Origin of the sequence: Desulfovibrio sp. JC010 (assembly GCF_010470675.1) — a bacterium.
Classification (GTDB): Bacteria; Desulfobacterota; Desulfovibrionia; order Desulfovibrionales; family Desulfovibrionaceae; genus Maridesulfovibrio.
Genome location: NZ_VOIQ01000024.1, coordinates 20456 through 39574 on the forward strand (window position 1 = coordinate 20456; position 19119 = coordinate 39574).

At 48.5% G+C, this 19119-nt stretch carries 17 protein-coding genes; 7 read left to right on the forward strand and 10 right to left on the reverse strand.

All coding sequences use genetic code 11. The features are described from left to right. Nucleotides 1-250 precede the first annotated feature (250 nt). The 5 genes from FMR86_RS19650 to FMR86_RS19670 all read right to left on the reverse strand — a co-directional run bounded on the left by FMR86_RS19650 (nt 251) and on the right by FMR86_RS19670 (nt 6625). A complete protein-coding gene (locus FMR86_RS19650) occupies nt 251-1174 on the reverse strand; it encodes a biotin--[acetyl-CoA-carboxylase] ligase (RefSeq protein WP_163353114.1) in 924 nt (307 codons plus the stop codon). Nucleotides 1175-1413: 239 nt separating this feature from the next. Next, nucleotides 1414-2547, reverse strand: a complete 1134-nt coding sequence (locus FMR86_RS19655; protein WP_163353115.1) for a Crp/Fnr family transcriptional regulator — start codon at nt 2545-2547, stop codon at nt 1414-1416. A 1-nt stretch (nt 2548) separates the two neighbouring features. Further along, on the reverse strand, nt 2549-3724 hold the full coding sequence (locus FMR86_RS19660) for a cyclic nucleotide-binding domain-containing protein (protein WP_163353116.1): 1176 nt from the start codon (nt 3722-3724) through the stop codon (nt 2549-2551). Nucleotides 3725-3762: 38 nt separating this feature from the next. Next, nucleotides 3763-4443 carry a TVP38/TMEM64 family protein gene (locus FMR86_RS19665; RefSeq protein WP_163353117.1) on the reverse strand — a complete coding sequence of 227 codons (681 nt, stop codon included), beginning with the start codon at nt 4441-4443 and terminating at the stop codon, nt 3763-3765. A 136-nt stretch (nt 4444-4579) separates the two neighbouring features. Further along, nucleotides 4580-6625, reverse strand: coding sequence for a serine hydrolase (locus tag FMR86_RS19670; RefSeq protein ID WP_163353118.1), 2046 nt, complete (start codon nt 6623-6625; stop codon nt 4580-4582). A 136-nt stretch (nt 6626-6761) separates the two neighbouring features. Between FMR86_RS19670 and FMR86_RS19675 the strand changes: the two genes are divergently transcribed. Further along, nucleotides 6762-7925, forward strand: coding sequence for a polynucleotide adenylyltransferase (locus FMR86_RS19675; RefSeq protein ID WP_163353119.1), 1164 nt, complete (start codon nt 6762-6764; stop codon nt 7923-7925). 6 nt (nt 7926-7931) lie between these two features. On the opposite strand, the gene FMR86_RS19680 is transcribed toward FMR86_RS19675, so the two are convergent. Together FMR86_RS19680 and FMR86_RS19685 are read right to left on the reverse strand one after the other, a co-directional pair. Further along, nucleotides 7932-8423 carry a hypothetical protein gene (locus FMR86_RS19680; RefSeq protein WP_163353120.1) on the reverse strand — a complete coding sequence of 164 codons (492 nt, stop codon included), beginning with the start codon at nt 8421-8423 and terminating at the stop codon, nt 7932-7934. Further along, nucleotides 8420-9205, reverse strand: coding sequence for a hypothetical protein (locus tag FMR86_RS19685; protein WP_163353121.1), 786 nt, complete (start codon nt 9203-9205; stop codon nt 8420-8422). The genes FMR86_RS19680 and FMR86_RS19685 overlap by 4 nt, the downstream gene beginning before the upstream one ends. A 342-nt stretch (nt 9206-9547) precedes the next feature. On the opposite strand from FMR86_RS19685, the gene sucD reads away from it, so the two are divergent. The 5 genes from sucD (at nt 9548) to FMR86_RS19710 (ending at nt 14230) form a co-directional block, all read left to right on the forward strand. Continuing rightward, a complete protein-coding gene (sucD, locus tag FMR86_RS19690) occupies nt 9548-11641 on the forward strand; it encodes a succinate--CoA ligase subunit alpha (protein WP_163353122.1) in 2094 nt (697 codons plus the stop codon). Further along, nucleotides 11634-12725: a glycosyltransferase family 4 protein gene (locus tag FMR86_RS19695; protein WP_163353123.1), complete on the forward strand. Its 1092-nt coding sequence runs from the start codon at nt 11634-11636 to the stop codon at nt 12723-12725. The genes sucD and FMR86_RS19695 overlap by 8 nt, the downstream gene beginning before the upstream one ends. 121 nt (nt 12726-12846) lie before the next feature. Next, on the forward strand, nt 12847-13566 hold the full coding sequence (locus FMR86_RS19700) for a 4Fe-4S double cluster binding domain-containing protein (RefSeq protein ID WP_163353124.1): 720 nt from the start codon (nt 12847-12849) through the stop codon (nt 13564-13566). 78 nt (nt 13567-13644) lie between these two features. Continuing rightward, nucleotides 13645-13899, forward strand: coding sequence for a type II toxin-antitoxin system RelE/ParE family toxin (locus FMR86_RS19705; RefSeq protein WP_163353125.1), 255 nt, complete (start codon nt 13645-13647; stop codon nt 13897-13899). Continuing rightward, on the forward strand, nt 13883-14230 hold the full coding sequence (locus tag FMR86_RS19710) for a helix-turn-helix domain-containing protein (protein WP_163353126.1): 348 nt from the start codon (nt 13883-13885) through the stop codon (nt 14228-14230). The genes FMR86_RS19705 and FMR86_RS19710 overlap by 17 nt, the downstream gene beginning before the upstream one ends. 68 nt (nt 14231-14298) lie before the next feature. Here the strand turns inward: FMR86_RS19710 and hysD are convergent, their stop codons facing one another. From hysD to hysB, 3 genes are all read right to left on the reverse strand, one after another. Then, entirely contained in the window at nt 14299-14772 is a 474-nt protein-coding gene (gene hysD, locus FMR86_RS19715; protein ID WP_163353127.1) for a NiFeSe hydrogenase maturation protease, read from the reverse strand. Between the two features lie 79 nt (nt 14773-14851). Continuing rightward, nucleotides 14852-16390, reverse strand: a complete 1539-nt coding sequence (gene hysA, locus FMR86_RS19720; protein WP_163353128.1) for a NiFeSe hydrogenase large subunit HysA — start codon at nt 16388-16390, stop codon at nt 14852-14854. 23 nt (nt 16391-16413) lie between these two features. Next, entirely contained in the window at nt 16414-17361 is a 948-nt protein-coding gene (hysB, locus tag FMR86_RS19725) for a NiFeSe hydrogenase small subunit (protein WP_163353129.1), read from the reverse strand. A 291-nt stretch (nt 17362-17652) separates the two neighbouring features. Between hysB and FMR86_RS19730 the strand changes: the two genes are divergently transcribed. Then, a complete protein-coding gene (locus FMR86_RS19730) occupies nt 17653-18969 on the forward strand; it encodes a M23 family metallopeptidase (protein WP_163353130.1) in 1317 nt (438 codons plus the stop codon). Nucleotides 18970-19119 lie beyond the last annotated feature (150 nt).

The window sequence follows — 19119 nt, forward strand, 5'->3', positions numbered from 1 at the left end:
AATCCGGGTAAATAAGATAATCAGTAATCGAAAAGAAATTAACAGAATATAAACAGACTAAGCCCCCCTGCTTTGGCAAAAGGCAGGGATGCATACGATAATGATACTGATTCGGGCACAGACGGAAGAACTCCGCTGCATTCCGGGATTGCCGTGAACGGATGAAAAGCTTCCCTTCAATTCACCCGGCAACAAAAAAGCAATTCCTCAGCAAGGCCCGTATGTCAAGCAAAAACAGTATCTATCTGCATTATAAAGGCATTACCGAGCCGGAATAAATCTCATGCTGCTCGCCATTATGGTCAACAACAAGACCGCCATCGGAACGCAAACCGCAGATAACACCGCGTTCAACTCCTTCAGGACCGTCCACAATCTTCACTTCCTCACCGAACCAGACCAGACGGTCGGCCAGCTCGTAAAGAAAATCGTCGGTATTCTTCATGGAGATGATCTGCTCGAAATTTCCCCTGAAATACTTAATCAACTCAACCCATGTTTCCAGCGGCCCCAGCTGCATGGAATCAGTATTGAGCATTCCGGCCGGAACAGCATGGTCAGCCCGCAGCAGCTCCCTCGCCGGGGCATAGGCCAGATTCAAGCCGATGCCGACCATGGTGGCATTCCCGCGTTCTTCAATGAGAATACCCCCGGCCTTCTTGCCATCGATCAGAATATCGTTGGGCCACTTGAGCTGGGTTTCCACTCCCAGATCACGCAGGGCATTACAGGTCAGATAGCCTACGATAAGGGGCAGAATCCGGTTCCAGACCGGACGTTCCTCACCGGGCTTTGCTTCCGGCAGCGCAGGCCACTTGATGGTTCCGTATACATTTCCGGGAGGCGAAATCCATTCGCGGCGCACCTGCCCGCGTCCGGTATTCTGCTCCACAGCCAGCACACTTCCCCATTCCGAAAGATCTTCAAGAGCATTGAGCCGCCATGCGACATCAAGACTGGATACACAGGAACCGCAAACAGCAACAGGAACCCCGGTCCGCGAACCGGATATCCATGTTGAATAGGTCCTGTATTCTGCATCTTCACTGTTCCATGGACCGAAATTTTCAATATCCCGCGCCCAAAGCGGATGAGCCTGAAAAAGATTTTCCGGGGTTGTCTTGGGGAGAGGACTGGTTTCCTTACCGTTAATAATGGTAATTCGAGTAATCATGCGCACTATCCCATGGTCAAAAGATTATTAACAAGGGAGAATCTGTTTTTATTAATACTTTAGCTTAATTATATTCTTAACCAAAGCGCGCAAAATGTGCAACGTTATTCTTTCTCAACGGCTTATAAAGCACCATCTGCTGCGTTGCTGCGAATAATATTGAAACTCACGTATGTCTGGATACGCTTCGTTCCAATATTATCCTTGCGCCTTACATCTGGCACTTTCTAAGCCGTTGATTATTCTTTTTTAGAGGACTTGATTTCACGTATCAAATCGATGAGTTCTTCTTCCACATCATCGGCTTCGGTCTGGTCAATGGCATCGGAGGAGCGGGAATCGCGGGAAATGGCAGCTGCGATCTTGGTTGAAATGGCGGCCAGAATTCTTTTCTTGGCCTCCTCCCCGGCAATTGCCAGCAGGATACCGAGCTTGTAATATCCAAGCTGCCGGAAAACCTGCTTCAATGTTCCGAGATCAACAAAGACTATATCTTCAACACCTTCAAGCTCTTCAATGGATTTGCGCTTGCGCTTCACTTCCCTGAAGAACTGCTCGCCCTTCTTTTCTACCCACTTGGAAGTAGCATCCTTGTGCAGCATGCAGATATCTTCGGGAAAATCACCTACGCCGATTTTTTTGTAAATCATCTCCGGATCAGAATCGACCAGAGCGGAAAAATCATGAATATCAACAAAGTCGGACAAAAAGACCTTACCGCTGAATTTGTTGACATCTTCGGAAAGATTTTCGGCAATAGCCATAAAATCATCGGGATTGGTGATGGTCAGATAAGATTGTGAGGCAATCTTGTTTACCGAGACCATGTTGAACCCAACCGCGGATTTTAAATGCCTATCTATTTCATGCTGTGAAGCATTAGTAATATCTGAGAATTCTTTGGACAATTCCTCAAGAGTAATGCCGATGGGAACATCCTCACCTTTGGGCGTAGTCTGAAGAATACGGTGTTTCATATGCAGCAGCCGACAGAAGGTCAGCCATGAGTTATCGCTGCGACTCTCAGAAATAGCACGGTCCGCACGGGCGAGACGTGAAGCCAGCACGCGGGTAAGATGAAATACTGTGGGATGACTTTTCTTAAGCAGCATCAGGATCAGCCGCGCAGTGAGCACCAGCACGGTACATTCAGACGCAGCCTCAGCCCCCGCCACCCTTTCACTACGCGAAATAATTGCCATTTCCCCGAACAGTTCGCCCGGGCCGAGGGTAGCAAGAATCTGCCTTTTACCCTTAATATTTTTGACAATATTAACGGAACCAGACTGAATCATGTAGGCAACATTACCCTTGTCGCCTTCTCTGAAAAGCACCTCGCCCTTCAAAAAAGTCTTGGATTGCGGCCTTCCCATCCTACTTGACCCCCTTGAGTTTACGTACACTATCAAGGAGTTCATCACAGCATTCCAGAACTTCGGAATCGTTGGGATCCCGGTCCGCAGGCGGCTCCCGCAACAGAATCTGGGCGACCTTTTTGCCTATATTACGCTTGAGTTTATCCCTGCCCTGCTGGTCAAGAGCAGAATAAAGCACTGAAATTTTGTAATAATTAAATTCTTCAAGGGCCTTTTTGAGAGTTGGGTTATCAATAAAAATGATATCTTCAGCAGCTTCAAGATCTTCCAGAGCCTTACGAGGCCTGCGGAATTTTTTGAAAAAATTAGGTTCCTTATCCTTGCGCCATTCCATGGCTTTCTCACGGTTAAAAAAGAGCAGATTCTCAGGCATCTCCTCTTTGATAACCTTCTTATAAATCTGCTCCGGAGTGCTGCCGGTCCGCTGTGCAAGGTCCGTAAAAGTCATGAAACTCATGCGCTGGTCAACATTGGCTCCGAGTTCACGCATCTGTTTATAGAGATTGCGCAGATTAGGCATGAACTGCTCGAAATTCTTAATCGTGATATATCTTTCGACAAAGGCACTTTTATCACCTTTTTTAACGCTCTTCATATCAATCAGCCGCAACTTGAAGACCGTTTCAAGGAAAGATTCAATTTCAAGATTTGAAAAAACAGCCAGATTTTTCACTGTCTCGGTGTAGGAATTAACCGACAACCCCATCTTATAATTCTCAATTGCCCGTTGTTTATCACGGGGAATATACGCAAATTCGCGGTAGGCAAGATCGAGAATGGTTGCGAGGGCGAGAAATGAATCACTCTGCTCAGCACACCCGGCCTTCAGGTCAGTAGCTGCAACCCTTTTGGCCAACAGTTCCAGCATTTTCTTTACTGTTTCCGGTGATGCGGCAAGAAGCTTGTTCATCATCTCTTCTGTGAGCACCACCAGTTCGCAAAAACTCGAAGCTTCGGCACTCGCTGTGCGCTTCTGGTTGGCAAGCAGGGACATTTCCCCGAAGATATCCCCACGGCGCAAAGAAGCCATAACCGACTTTTTCTTGTCGATTCTCTTAAAAATATCCACAGTCCCAGATTTGATCATGTAAGCGATTTTGCTTTCCTGACCTTCATGGAATATAACCTTACCTTTATGGTAGGTCCGTATGCTTGGCGCGGTCCGTACAATCATATTAAAATGTGCTTAAATTAACTGAATCTTTCTAAATATTACACATTACGGTGCTTCTTAACAAGTCCCATAACCTTTTTAACAACAAGGGGAAACAGTCCCAGCAGCACAAAAGAAAAAAGCACACCCGGCTGCACTATTCCTGACAAAGAATCAATCCGGCCCAACTCCTTACCGGCATTAACATAAACCATGGTTCCGGGCAGCATACCCAGCTGCGAAACCCAATAAAAAGTCTTCAGTCGCATGGGGGTGAGCCCCATAACCAGATTAATGACTACAAAAGGAATGGCCGGAATAAGGCGCATGGTAAAAAGGTAAAACGGGCCTTCTTCCTCAATACCCCGGTTGACTTTTTCCAGACGGTCCCCGAATTTCTGCTGCACGTAATCCCTAAACAGATAGCGGGAAAAAAAACAGGCCAGAGTGGCACCGATGGTACTGGCAAATGAAATAATCAGCACCCCGACGGTGAAACCGAACAAGGCCCCTCCGGCCAGACCTAGCACTGTCGCTCCCGGAAGATTAACTCCTACAACAATTACATAGATCAGAAAAAAGGAAAAAACTGTTAAGAATGGATTTTGATCATAAAATACCTGAAACTCCTGCCGGGAATTTTTCAAATATTCGAGGGTCAGAAACCTGTCCAGATCAAAGACGAAAAAAAGAGCCGCCACAAGCACGAGAAACATGATGATGAGTATTTTGTTTTTCATTAATCATACGATACCATCAAACCTGAATTAATCAAGAACACGGAACGGAAGCGGCTCAAATTGGCGGGGAGAAACCTGCTCAGCTATTTTTAAACATTAACCATAGGCACTGCCATATGGATTTTATAAATGCCCACTACTTATTCAGCCAGTTATTCATTTCAGAATAAATAAACGGCCCTGCGACTTCAGGCATTTGAACTGAATCCAACTCAGCAGAGTTATCGCTGTTAACCATTACGACCACGTAATATCCGCAACTTTTAAAAGCATAAGTAGAATATCCCGGATTTTCACCATCATGGCCCAGTTTTATAAGATTTCCCGAAGAATCGTGGTCGTACATAACCCCAAGACCATACTTATCATCTACTCCGGGTGTCTTTTCCACCATCCGTGCACGCATCTCATCACCTACCAGACTTCCTGAATCCAGAACCTTAAGCCAAGTAAGCATATCCGCAACAGTGGAAATTACATTACCCGATCCCACATCAAACGAATAATTCCAAATGGAAAAATTCTTCCAACACCCATCACCTACTCCACATATTCCCGGATCAGCACAAGTGCTGTATCCTCGGATGTACGGTACGGGCATGGAGGAGTCGGATGGTTCCGGAACGGAAGTATTGGTCAGTCCGGCAGGAATTATAACCCGCTGCTCAATGAGTTGCTTATAAGTAAGCCCGGTTGCCCTCTCTGCAATCCATGCCAGCAGGATATAGTTTATATCCGCATACTTAAACTGCTCTCCCGGCTGAAAATAAACCTTTCCTCCTCCCGCCTGATTTGACATAGCCGCAAGTTCGGCAAAAGAGTATGTATGATTATTAACAAGGGCCTCGCACGGATCGGCTTCCCGGTTGTACAGCCCGCTAGTCTGGCGCAAAAGATTTTCGATGGTGATCACATTTGAATTCGGCACCACTGCACCCAGCCAGTGATTAATTGTCTGATCCAGACTCAGGATTCCATCATTCACCAAAGTCAAAATCATCGTGGACGTGAAACTTTTTGATACACTGGCAATACGCCAGTGCAGATTATCAGCAAATCCCATATTAGTTCCCGCTGTCCAGGTAGTCTGATCCATATCGGTAATTGATGCGGCCTCGCTCAAACCTGTAGCATAACGAGTATCAGCACCGTCAGGACGCAGGATGGCAATAATTCCGCCAACACAATTATACCCCCCGACAACCTCATCGAATTTAGTACCCAACGCAGTTTCAAAATCGGAACTAAATTGAGCCGTTGCAGGCTGTATTTTGGGAGAAGGGACAGGGTTGGCAGGCTGGGCTGCCGTCAAGGGCACAGAAGTGGATTGCTGCTCGCCGGCCATAAGATTCGTTATTGATGCCCATGTGGTGCTCGGCACATAACTGCTGATATTATTCTTAAAAGCCGCCCCCGTACCTAAAGCTGCAGCTGAAGCTGCAAGCCAGTTAAGGGCAGCAGTATCTCCACCGACATTGCTGACTCCATCCCAGGATGAATCACATAAATCCAAAGCAACCGAACGAAGCAGAGCATTAAAATCACTGGAGGCTAAATCACAAGTACCATTAACTCTCGCTCCAACATAATTCCCCAGAATATCAACAAAACTATTATTGGCATAACGTAAACGCTGGGAAGTAAGCACAGTTGAATCGGTCATAGCACAAGGCAAATCCGTAAAAACATTAAATGTACCATAGTCCTGCAGCAGCCCGTGTACAATCTGGGTAGCTCTGTCCAATTTATCGAGCAATGCGGCCCCGGGCATATCAATACTTTCGGCAATCTCAACCGCCAGAGTAGAAACAGTTGAGGCCGAAATTTCGGTAGCATTACTATTGAGTATCCCGGTGCGCACTGTACCTTTGAACTCAGTATTTGAACCTTGAAAATACCCACCACTGAAATTTAAAATCAGCGGGAACTGCGCATCCTGCGGATAATTGAAACCAAAACTACCGTCAGCCGCTGTCCTTCCAAAAGAAAAAGTGCGACCATCCGCATCAACTGCAGAAACAACAGCATTGACCAGCAGAGGGTTGGCAACAACAGCTCCATTGACAGTTGAATTATTGTCTGTGCTGACTCCGCATCCGGAATTACCGAACAGCACCGGACAAAGGGCCAACAGAAAGATTAATAGCAATGAACAGGGATAGACAACAGCGTGATTCTTCATCTCATTGCAGTGCCGATTTTCTTAAGATAAGTCAATCATGTCCGTAAATTCAGAACCCTACCAGTCTATTTTCTAAAAAAAATAGCAATTAGTCAGTATCGTCAAATTGTGAAAACACTGCTATAAATTTTCCATAATGACTGAAAATTCGGACAAACTAAAAATCCTCATTACAGGGGGAGCAATACGGGACCTGCTCCTTGGTCGCCAACCCAAGGACCTTGATTATCTCATTGCTTCCGGCACTGCTGATGATTTTCTTAGACTCTTTCCGGCTGCACGCCCGGTAGGTAAATCGTACGAAATATTTTATCTAAAAGGTCTTGAATTCTCCTTTCCCAGAGCAAGAGGTAAGAATACAGAAGAAACAATCAACTTAGATCTTCTTGCCCGCGACTTCACTATAAACAGCTTTGCCCTTGATGATGACGGCGAGCTTTACGCCCACCCCCAAGGTCTGGAAGACCTGCATAACCGAATCCTGCGGCCTTCCTTCCCGGATTGCTTCAAAGAAGACCCGTTGCGGGTATTCCGGGCTGCGGCTTTCATGGCCCGCTTTCCGGAATTCAGCCCCCACCCGGAACTCATTGCGCAGATGAAACGCTGTGCAGCCAACGGCTGGCTGGAAGATATTGCCCCGGACCGTATAGGTGTGGAACTGCGCAAAGGCTTAAGCGGCCCCAGACCGGGCAATTTTCTGCGGCTGCTGATTGAAGGGAGTTGCCTTGAGCCATGGTTCACTGAATTTTCCGGGGCTGATAAAATCCCCGCCGGACCGCCGCAGTATCACGACAAATCCGTGGCCGGACATACGGCAGATATAATGGATAAAGTTGCAGGAAACGCACTGACCTGCTGGATGTCCATGTGTCATGATCTGGGAAAAGTGCACACCTCGGCAGAGATACTGCCCTCCCACTACGGACACGACAAGGCCGGGGCAGTCCCGGCAAAAGAACTTGGCAGCAGACTCACGCTCCCGGTAAAATTTATCCGCGCCGGGGAAACAGCCGCCCTGCTGCACATGAAAGCCGGAAGCTACCGCGAACTGCGCCCCGGCACCAAAGTAGACCTGCTCATGAAACTGCATGTATCCGGCCTGCTGGAAAATATGATCAGCCTCTGCCATGCGGACAGAGGAGAAGGAGTGCTTGAGCATGCTCCCGCAGACCTGACAGAGATACTGAAAGTATCCCTGCCGGCCCACGAAAGAAATCTTGGAAAGGAATCAGGGGAAAAACTGCGCAACATGCGAGCCATGAGGATCAAGGCTTTCAGCAGAGGCAGAAAATGGAGTTAAATTTGTTTAATCAAAAAGGTACTTGTATTCCCCGGCGACTTTATCGGTCTTGTTCATCAGCCCCGCGGCAGCATTCTCAACATTGCGCCAAGTGATAATGCCGAGCTCCTGCTTGAGATAAAAGGGTACAACTTCTCCGCTTTCGGCAAAAGTCCAGACCACGGAATAAACGGAACCGATCTCGGGCCTGTCCTTGAATTCACTGCGTGATTCAATATTGACACGCACGGACCTGGTGTCTTTACCCGCCAAGGTGAACAGAACGGATTTCCTGAAGCTTTCCTTTAATTTCAGAGCCAGAGTACCGCCGAACACATCATCTCCGGAATGAACCACAACAACCGGAATGCCTTGTTTTTCAGCAACCGGTTCTACTTTTTCAACCGGGGCAGGCTTAGTCTTGGTGTCAGGCACAGCCTTTGTTTCTTCAGCAGATACAATAGATCCCAAAGACAAAACAAGCAGCAAAACCAGAATGAGACCGAACACTTTTCTCATGACAACTCCTTATTCACACTCTTTCTCAAATCAACAAGCAAAGCCCTGACCCGCGCCTTATCACGGGCCCAGACCTGTGAACAATAACCGGAAATATACGACTTCATCTCTTTCAAGGGAGGAAGTTCAGGGAACTGTGGAAAATCAATATCCTTAATTGTGATGACTGTGAAGGCCATCTCATCATCAATCACCTGACATTGAGGACCTACACATCCAGCGATATTCTCCTTCTGCACGGACTCCGGATCAAGTGATTTGGTAAATTTCAATACGTCGGAAGCTGTGACGTTCCGGTTGACCTTTTCTATTTTAACATTGATCTCCTCGGCCATGCGGAAAAAATCCTCACGGTTTACAGTGCGGATTTTACGGCCACTGCCATCATCACGAAATGAGCCATGCATGTAGTCATTGATAGATTCAAAAAGCATTTCATAAGCAATATTGAACCATTTGATGTATTCCCCCCTGCCGGTAAAAGCAAAGGAAGGCTTATCCATCAGCTCAGCACATTCCACTCCTGCCGGATGGTAAAAACTGCTTCTGCTCATCCCCGAAGCAACCAGAAAATCATTGAATCCTTCCGGGCCGAGACAAATTTTATCCAGCAAGGCACAGACCCTGAAAACACGATACAGCTTGAGATGCAATTTCTCAGAAAGTTCATGGAAAAGCTCAATAGCATCATCAACATCCACACGGGCCCCAAAATAGGAATCCGCCATATCGCTAAGGACCTCATCCGTCAAAGCATCGGTAAAATCTTTAAAATCAGCCATAATATTTCCTTCAGCAGTTCAGCTCAAAACTTTGTACGGAAATATTTTATTTCCGTCCTATCCGTTTATTTAACAAGGTTCCCGGACAAAACAACTGTTCAACTGCAAATGAATTCACTAATTAACCTTGAGAGTGCCATATAATTGAATTATACGCCATGGGTACGAGTATCATTCAAAAGATGACTACCCGAAAATTTTCAACAGTTAAATCCTGCTCGATTTAACTATTGCTCTCCAACTACTAGGGATTGCAAAGGGGATTATCCCCTTTGCCCGCCGGAGGCGAAATGCGATCATCAAAAAGCGCGAAGCGCATCATCACTTGCATACGGAGGGAGTATGCTGCTCAATGAACACTTAAGTAAAATTCTTCTCAAAGAGGCCGGACTTCCTGTCCCCACCGGGGTGAAAATTTCCCAAAAGGACCTTCCCGGCCTGAAACCATATTTTCCCCTGCCGTGGATTCTCAAAGCTCAGGTCCCCGTAGGCGGACGAGGTAAGGCCGGAGGAATCCAGAAGGTTGATTCTCAGGACGAATACGAAAAAATCGCCCGCCAGATCCTGTCCATGGAAATCAAGGGCAACAAGGTTCCCTTCCTGCGCGCAGAACCCGCAGTGGACATCCGCAAGGAATTCTATCTATCCCTGACCCTGTCCCGCCAGCGTCGCAAGGTCATCATGACCGTGGGCCGCGAGGGCGGTGTGGAAATCGAAAACATGGGTCCTGAAAACCTGCTCATTCAGGAAATCAGCCTGCCCGGCGGATTGCAGCCCAACCAGATTCGCGCAGCCTTTTTCCACATCGGCATTGCCAAAGAACTTTTTGTCGATTTCAGCAACATCGTTAAAAATCTCTACAATTCCATGATTGATAACGGCTTGCTGCTGGCAGAGATCAACCCGCTGGCCCTGACCGGATACGGCAAGCTGCTCGCATTGGACGGCAAAATCGAAATGGACGACAATATCGTCGATCTCAATCCCGCTTTTGAAAAATTTTACCAGCCTGAACACTCCACCCCGGTGGAAAATATCGCCCGCGATGCCGGAATGAGCTTTGTTTCCCTTAAAGGCTGGGTGGGCCTGATTGCCAACGGTGCAGGTCTGGCCATGGCTTCCATGGACGCGCTGAACTTCTCCGACCTCCCGGCAGCCAACTTCCTCGACCTCGGCGGTGCTGCGGACCAGAAACGCATTGAAACCGCCCTGCGTCTGCTTTTTGATGATGATCAGGTCAAAGCGATCCTGATCAACCTCTTCGGCGGAATCCTTTCCTGCGAACTGGTTGCCAAGGCACTCGTTGCAGCCCTCGGCGGCAAGGAACCGGAAAAACCCATTGTGGTGCGTATGTCCGGCAACAGCGCGGAAGAAGGTCTGGAAGTGCTCAAGCAGGTCAAAGGCGACAAGCTGCACCGGGCCAGAAATATGCAGGAAGCCCTCGACCTGCTGGTCAAGCTCAAGCCTGCGGACACGACCACAATCGAATTCCCCGACCCCATCGCGGCTATGCCCGATTCACGCCCCCAAGACATCGGCTACAAATCACCGCACCAGTTCGGCATCGACAAGGATACTCCCATCCTCGTACAGGGAATTACCGGGGCAGAGGGCCGCCTGCATACCAAGCTTATGCTAGAATACGGCTCCAACATCGTTGCCGGGGTAACCCCGTTCAAGGGCGGACAGGAAGTACTCGGCGTTCCGGTCTACAACTCCATCAAAGAAGCACAGCGGCACCATGAAATCGGGGCCAGCATCATTTTTGTTCCGCCCAAGCTGGCAACTGATGCCATCCTTGAAGCGGCATCCTGCGAAGTTCCGTGGGTGGTCTGCATCACTGAAGGCATTGTGCAGTCGGCCATGCTCAACGTGCTGGAACAGGTTAAAGGCGGCAAGACTCGTATTGTCGGTCCCAACACCCCCGGCATGATCGTACCCGGCCAGACCAAAATAGGTATCCTGCCCACTACTCCGTTCTCCCCCGGTCCGGTGGCCGTACTCTCGCGTTCCGGCACCCTTACCTACGAAGTGGCCGACCGCCTCAATCAGGTGGGCATCGGACAATCCCTGTCCATCGGTATCGGCGGCGACTCCTACATCGGCACCACCTTCGCGGATGTCTTCGAAATGCTCAGAAACCACGATGAAACCAAGGCGGTTATGGTTCTGGGTGAGATCGGCGGAACCGCTGAGCAGGACCTCGCGGACTACGTGATCGAAACAGGATTTGACAAACCCGTACTTTCCTTTATTGCTGGTCAGACCGCACCTCCGGGCAAACGTCTGGGCCACGCAGGTGCTATCCTTCAGGAAGGAACCGGGGTTCAGGGCAAGCTGGAAAAAATGCGCGCAGCAGGATTCACAGTCTGCCCCAGCCTTGAATCGATCCCGCAGCTGACAGCAGACGCACTTGGAATCAAGTTAAGTGAATAGAAACGTATGCTTCTTCAATAGTAATAAAGCCTGGGGCGGCGGGGAAAAGTGGAACCACCACTTTTCCCTGCTCCTCCGGGATCAGGGTTACAACGTTTTCGTGGTAACCAACCATAAATCCGAACTGAAAGACCGCTTAGAAAACGAACCGGGCATAACCTTGCACAGCGAGCCCATCGGCAATCTTTCCTTCCTCAATCCCATTTTAATGGGCCGCTTGAAATCATTTTTTAAAACCAACAACATCCAGACTTTGATCACCGCCCTGCCCTCAGACCTGAAGAGCGGTGGCATCGCAGCCAAACGTGCCGAGGTTAACCGTGTAATCTACCGGAGAGGAATCGCCGTTCCGGTAAAGAATTCCCTGCTCAACCGCTACATTTTCAAGAATGTTGTTGACCGCTTAATCGTCAATTCCCTTGAGACAAAGCGTACTGTTCTAGCCAACAATGCCGACCTGATCGATGAGAGCAAAATCCGCCAGATATACAACGGCTTCGATGTTGCCGAGTTCGATAAACAGGATTTCAGCCCGCTCTACACACCCAAAAAAGATGAAGTAGTCATCGGAAACGCAGCCCGCTTAACCGCTCAAAAGGGTCAAAAACATCTCATCAAGACCGCAAAACTGCTCAAAGAAAAGGGCCTAAATTTCAAAATACTCATCGCCGGAAAAGGCGAAATGGAACAGGAATTAAAAGACTACGCCGCAAAACTGGACGTAAACAATCACGTTTCCTTCCTCGGCTTCATTGAAAACATGAAAAGTTTCCACGCTTCGCAGGATATTTTCTGCCTGCCCTCGCTCTGGGAAGGATTCGGTTATGCGCTGGTTGAGGCCATGACATTGGAAAAGCCCGTAGTGGGCTTTGACATAAGCTCCAACCCGGAAGTTGTCGCTGACGGCGAGACCGGGATTCTTGTTCCAGTAGAAGACACAGAAAAACTGGCAGCGGCACTGGAAAAACTGATCCTTGATGTTAAATTGCGCAAGAAAATGGGTGCAGCCGGACGGCAAAGAGTGCTGGAAAATTTTAATACCCCGCTGGTTTTGCAAAAACTGATCGAGGTTATCGAAGAGTAAAGCGCATTGTAACTCCCTGATGTCAATTTCATTCTATATTATATGATACTTGCGCGATTAATGTCGGCTGTGTTCATATGCGATATCAATCAGAAATCAGGACAGGAAACGGGAGAGAAAAGTGACGGATTTAAAAAGCGAACTCTTAGCCAATGCCCAGCAATGGGGAGCGGACCTGATCAAAATTGCGGATACAACCCGCATGGCTGGTATGGAAACCCGCCCCGATGACCTGCTGACCAACTTCCCACGGGCTATCTCAATTGCAGTTCAGCTTGCTGACGGAATCATGGAAACAATCGATGACCGCCCCACTGAAATATATTCCCAACACTACCAGCGCGTTAACGCCCTGCTCGACAACATTGCCTGCCGGGTGACAAGTTTTATCCAGAATAACGGTGGCAAAACACTACCCATCCCGGCCAGCCAGATTCTCTGTGAAGAACGATTTGTTTCCTATATTTCACACAAAGCAGTCGCCATTAACGCCGGACTCGGCTGGCAAGGCAAATCATTATTGCTGGTTACCCCGCAGTACGGACCACGCATTCGGCTGGTAACAATCCTCACCGACCTCGATATCCCAGCAGATGAACCAATCAAAAACCGTTGCGGCAAATGCACAAAATGCACTGACGCCTGCCCTTCCGGGGCCATAAAAAACGTGAATACCGAGCTGCATTATGCTTCACGAAACGAAGCAGTAGATTTAGCAGCATGTGTTGATCATCTGAATAAAGTGTCGGGATTTGGGAATTTGATGCCTTATATTTGCGGGGTTTGTGTGGCTAGTTGTCCTTGGGGGAAGAAGAAACGGCAGCCCCGCGTAGTGAGCTAATAATAATTTTATGCTTTTAATGATCAAGCCACATAGGTCCTCTCTTGACTAAACCTATATTCAAACCTATATTTAATTATGACCACAGTTAAATGGCTCCCGAAGGCACTAAAGCAGCTACGGAAAATTCACACTGAAGATCAAAAACGCATACTTAAAAAGTTTGATGAACTTGAGGAGTTCCCTGATTGCTCTAATGTGAAGTCATTGACCAATCGGGAAGATTATAGATTCAGAGTAGGCAGATGTAGAATTTTATTCTCAGTTGAATCTGGGGAACCAGTTGTAATCTATATCGAAGAGGTGAAAAAAAGAGATGAAAGAACGTATTGATTACGACATTTTGAAAGACAGTTTAGGGCAGCCTTACTGTGTTGTCATGCCTTATGACAGCTTTCTTGAACTTAACAAGAAGGCAGACTCGGATAGCTCTATTTCAATTCCTCATGAAGTAGTTAAACTCCACGTACTTGAAAACAAGCCTCTTGTCCGGGCCTGGCGTGAACACCTTGGCAAAACTCAGACAGAAGTAGCTGAATCCATGGGCATAAAACAGGCCAGCTTTTCCCAAATGGAAAACAACCCTAAATCATTACGTCCCAGCACCCTGAAACGTATTGCTGACGCCATGGGCATTGAATGGGAACAACTTTCCGAAGACTAAAAAACGGCAGCCCCACCTAGGAGCTGCCGTTTAAACAAAATCTATCAAACCAAATCCAATCAACCGCCCTACTGACCAAACTCCTCAATAAAACGCTTGATCTCAGTACGGGCGCGTTCCACATAACCGGGAAATACCGCTTTGCAGATATCGGTCATTTCCATGGACCAGTCAGTGTAGTTCTCAGGCTCCATGCCGAGGACACGCATTTCAGGACGCTTGCCCACTGCTCCGGCCATATTCAGTGAATCGACCAGATCAATGTCATGCAGGGACAGACGCTGCTTTTCGTTGTTCATAATATCTTTTTCTTCAAGATAATAAACGGTGCCGCCATCCTTCCCGCCATGAACGATGTCCAGCACCAGAAGGCCGTCGTAGCCTTCCAGAATGTGAAAAATATCGTGGGTGAATGTGCCGCCGTCCACGAGGTGAACGTATTCCGGCCATTCTTCCTTTTTCAGCTCTTCTACAGCATGCACCCCGACGCCCTCATCGCCGAGGAGGATGTTACCAATCCCAAGTACCAGCAGTTTTTTCATTTTATATCCTTTGAAAGGGAAACTCCCGGACACAGGAACCCTGCATCCGGGAGCTTATATTCAGTGAAACGTCGTTACGTTAGCAACCTTCGCCTACGTGAACAACATGCTCTTCACCGGTCTCTGCGTGCAGCACGTGCACGGCACAACCCAGTCACGGGTCAAAGGATCGAATGATCCTTGAGATGTCTACGGGGTTCTTCGGATCAGGAACGGGAGTACCTACGAGGGCTTCCTCGATGGTACCGCGATGACCTTTGTCATCACGCGGGGTGCTGTTCCAGAGGGTCGCTGGGATCATCTGGTAGTTAGCAGTTACTGAATCCTTGATGTTGATGTAGTGCAGCAGGGAACCACGGGGTGCTTCGGTAAGACCGAGACCTTCTGCGGACTCAGGAATTTCAGTCTTGACGTAGGTTTCTTCGCCGGGCTGAACTTCTTTGAGCCATGCATCCTGGATTGCGTTTGCAACCATGTAAGCTTCTTCTGCGCGTGCAACGTGGCGGCCCATGAGGGAGAATGCCATGTCTTCGCCCAGATCGCGGAACATCTTGGCTTCGATGCCGAAGAGATCCTTGAGCTGTTTTTTACCCATGGGGCTGAGCTCGGGGTTATGAACCCACATACGTGCAAGGGGACCAACTTCAACAGCTTTGCCGTTGTAGCGGGATGCCTTACAGAAGCTGTAAGCGTCCTTCTTGTGAACATCCGGGATGGTTTTACCTTCGCTGGGATGCAGATCGGAACACTCATCAGTGTACCATGCGTACTTGGTGTATTCTTTGATGAGCTTCTGGTCGAAGGGCTGATCCTTACCATCGATGTATACACCGGGCTTGAGCAGCATTTCGGACTCAGCATCATCCATGGGGAATACGCCGTAAGCCATAGCATTTTTGTATCCGCCACCGATCTTGAACAGATCTTTGTAGACGGAACCGATAAGGTAAACGGTGGGTACGTAGGTTTCTTCAATGAACTTCTGAACCTGCTTGAAGCGGCTTGCGTATTCAGCGAGCTTTTCCTTGGTCGGAATTTCAGTTGCACCACCAACGACCTGACCGGAAACGTGAGGCATTTTACCACCGAACAGTGCTACCATTTCGTGGCAGATACGGCGGATTTCAAGAGCCTTAACGTACTGGTCAACAGCTACCTTGTTGGTTTTTTCATCCAGACGCAGGTCGGGATGTTCGAAGCGGGGGACAAAGGGAGCTTTGCCGGGTCCGCGTACGAAGTCCAGAGCTGCGAGATGATAGAAGTGCAGAATGTGAGACTGCAGGTAGTTAGCACCGAAGATGAGGTTTTTGGTAACGCGACCATTGGTAGTCAGCTTTACGCCAAAAGCGTCATCAAGAGCGCGGGTGGAAGCAGTGGAGTGAGCAGTGGGGCAAACACCGCACAGACGCTGGGTCAGCTGTGCTGCATCGCGGGGATCACGTCCTACAAGGATGTTCTCGAAACCGCGATACATGCCGCCGGAGAGCCATGCATCAGTTACTTTACCGTCTTTAACTACGACCTCAGCCTTGAGGTGACCTTCGATTCGGGTTACCGGATCAATGGCAATCTTAATTTTCCCGTCTTTACCGGCGGGTGCATGAGATTTTGAAGACATAAGGATTTATTCTCCTTTTCCGGTTAACCGGCTTCGTAGAAGGGGGACATTTCATCCGGGAATCCCGGTTCTACACAGCCAATACATACTGAGTTTTCAACACACCAGTTAACGCCGCCGTTCCACTTGCGTTTGAAGCAATCGGAGTTGGCATTGGGGCCTTTACAGCCCAGCTCGTAACGGCATTTAACGGGATCGGTGAAAGTTTCAGAATATTCATCGTTGTCGAACGCCTCAAGATAGGGGCAGTTGTCGTGGATGTTCTCACCGAAGAAAGGTGTGGGGCGGCCGTTTTCGTCAAGAATCTTGACAACTTCAGCCAGACCGCCATCAAGGCCTTTTTCTTCAATGGCATTGATTGCGACAACGAGGGTGCCGACCATCCAGTCAGGATGGGGGGGACAACCCGGAATGTTAACAACGGGAGTCTTCACGCCGTTTTCTGCGAGGAAATTGGTTACAGACATGGAGCCGGTAAGGTTTCCTTCAGCAGCGGGGATACCGCCGTATGCTGCACAGGTACCAACGTTAACAACCACGGCTGCATTCTTGGCCATTTCAAGAGTGGCCTCAGTCATGGTGTATTCTTTGTGGTCTGCGCCTGCACCTACGATACAGTAGTGGCCGTTCTCAGCTGTGGGAACGGAACCTTCAACAATAACGATGTACTTGCCCTTATTCTTTTCAGCCTGACTCATCATGAAATCCCAGGCTTCGTGGCCTTCGGAACCCATGATGGTCGGATGATAATCAAGGTTGATTACATCAAGAAGAACCTCTGCGATAGAGGGATGCACTGAGTTCAGAATGGATACCGAACAACCGGTGCAGCCCTGTCCCTGCAGCCAGAAAACATTCGGTACAAACTTCTTCAGCGCATGCACAACACTGGGGTTGAACATCTGGGAAATCCCAAATCCAGCCACAGTTCCTGTGCACATTTTCACGAAATCTCGCCTGGTCAAACTCATCCCTACCTCCTTGGTGGTTGCCGGCGTTGTAAGGCACTGTCCTTACAAGATAAAAAAAACCGCCACGGCGACGATATTTTTCAATTCCAAATACACACTCCAGCTTTTTTCGTCAACAATATCTGATAGAAAATTGATACATGTATCAGTTTTGTCAATATGACTCATAGACAGTTACTTTTTTAACAATGTTGTGTGTTGAACACTTCAGCTGTTTATGGTTATCTTCTGCTGCAGCAAATAAAGATGCACAATTTTAACAATTCACATAAAAAAACTTAAGGATATGTAATGGCTAAGAAAAAAAGTCGTCTCGGACAAATCGTCCTGCTGATCATACTTGTCGCTGTGATCGGAACCGGGGGCTACCTGCTCTACAAAGACACCACCGCTCCTCAGGCAGCCCTGACACCGGATAAAGGTTTTATAACTTATGAAACACCGATCAATATAAATATCAGCGACCCCCAGTCCGGGCTTAAGGCTGTGAAAATTGTTCTTTCGCAGGGTGAAAAAAAACTCACCCTTACCGAAAAAAATCTTCCGAAAGGCAGCTTTGATTACAATGAAGATATTCTGATCAAGAAAAAACAGATCAAAGAAGGACCGTTTGAGATTGCCGTATGGGCCGTAGATACATCTCTAGCCGGATTCGGCAGCGGTAATGCGGTTATCGCACGCGGCAACTACACCCTTGATACCATCGCTCCCAAAATCACTGTGCAGACAACCACCCACAACCTTAATCAGGGCGGTTGCGGTCTGCTTATTTACAACCTCAGCGAAAAACCGGCCAAAACAGGTGTACAGGTCAACGAAGACTTTTTCCCGGGACACAAGCAGCCGGACGGCAGCTACGCCTGCCTCTTCGCCATGCCCTACTACACTGAGAAAAAAGACTTTAATCCGGTGCTAATCGCTCAAGACGAAGCCGGAAACACCCGCAAGGGCTCATTCTGGTACCATGCCAACGGTAAAAAATACCGTCATGACCGCATCAACATCTCGGACCGTTTCCTGAACACCAAGATGCCTCAGTTTGAAGGCGATTTCCCCGGCCTGCCCAGTCAGGTTCAGCTGTTCCTTAAGGTCAACCGCGAGCTGCGTAAGAAAAACCGCGCCGAACTACACCGTGTTGCGCAGGAGACTTCGCCGACCTTTCTCTTTGAAGGCAAATTCCAGAGACTGCCCAACGCCGCCACCCGTGCCGGATTCGGTGACAAGCGCAGCTACTACTACGCAGGCAAAGTCATCGACAAGCAGACCCATCTGGGCATCGACCTCGCCAGCACCCGTCAGGCACCGATTCCGGCGGCAAACAACGGACGCGTTGTACTGGCGGCATCTGACTTCGGCATCTACGGCAACGCGGTCATCATCGACCACGGTCTCGGCCTGCAGACCCTCTACTCCCACCTGAGCATGATCAATGTGGAACCGGGCGATATGGTCGCCAAGGGACAGGTTATCGGCAAAACCGGAGCCACAGGAATGGCCGGTGGGGATCACCTGCACTACGGTGTCATCTGCGCCGGTATCCCGGTCAACCCCATTGAATGGTGGGATTCACGCTGGATCAAAAATAATATCAGCAGTAAATTGAAATAAGAATTGCCTAGTACGTCTTGATTGACGTTGTTTAACCAATTAAACAGTTGTAATTTTGCATGGCAGACCGATTTTGCCTTGGTTTTTTAAGACCGTGCCGGAGCTTGGGTCGTCATGCTTTGTTCTTCTAACCCGAACCGTTGCTTGGGA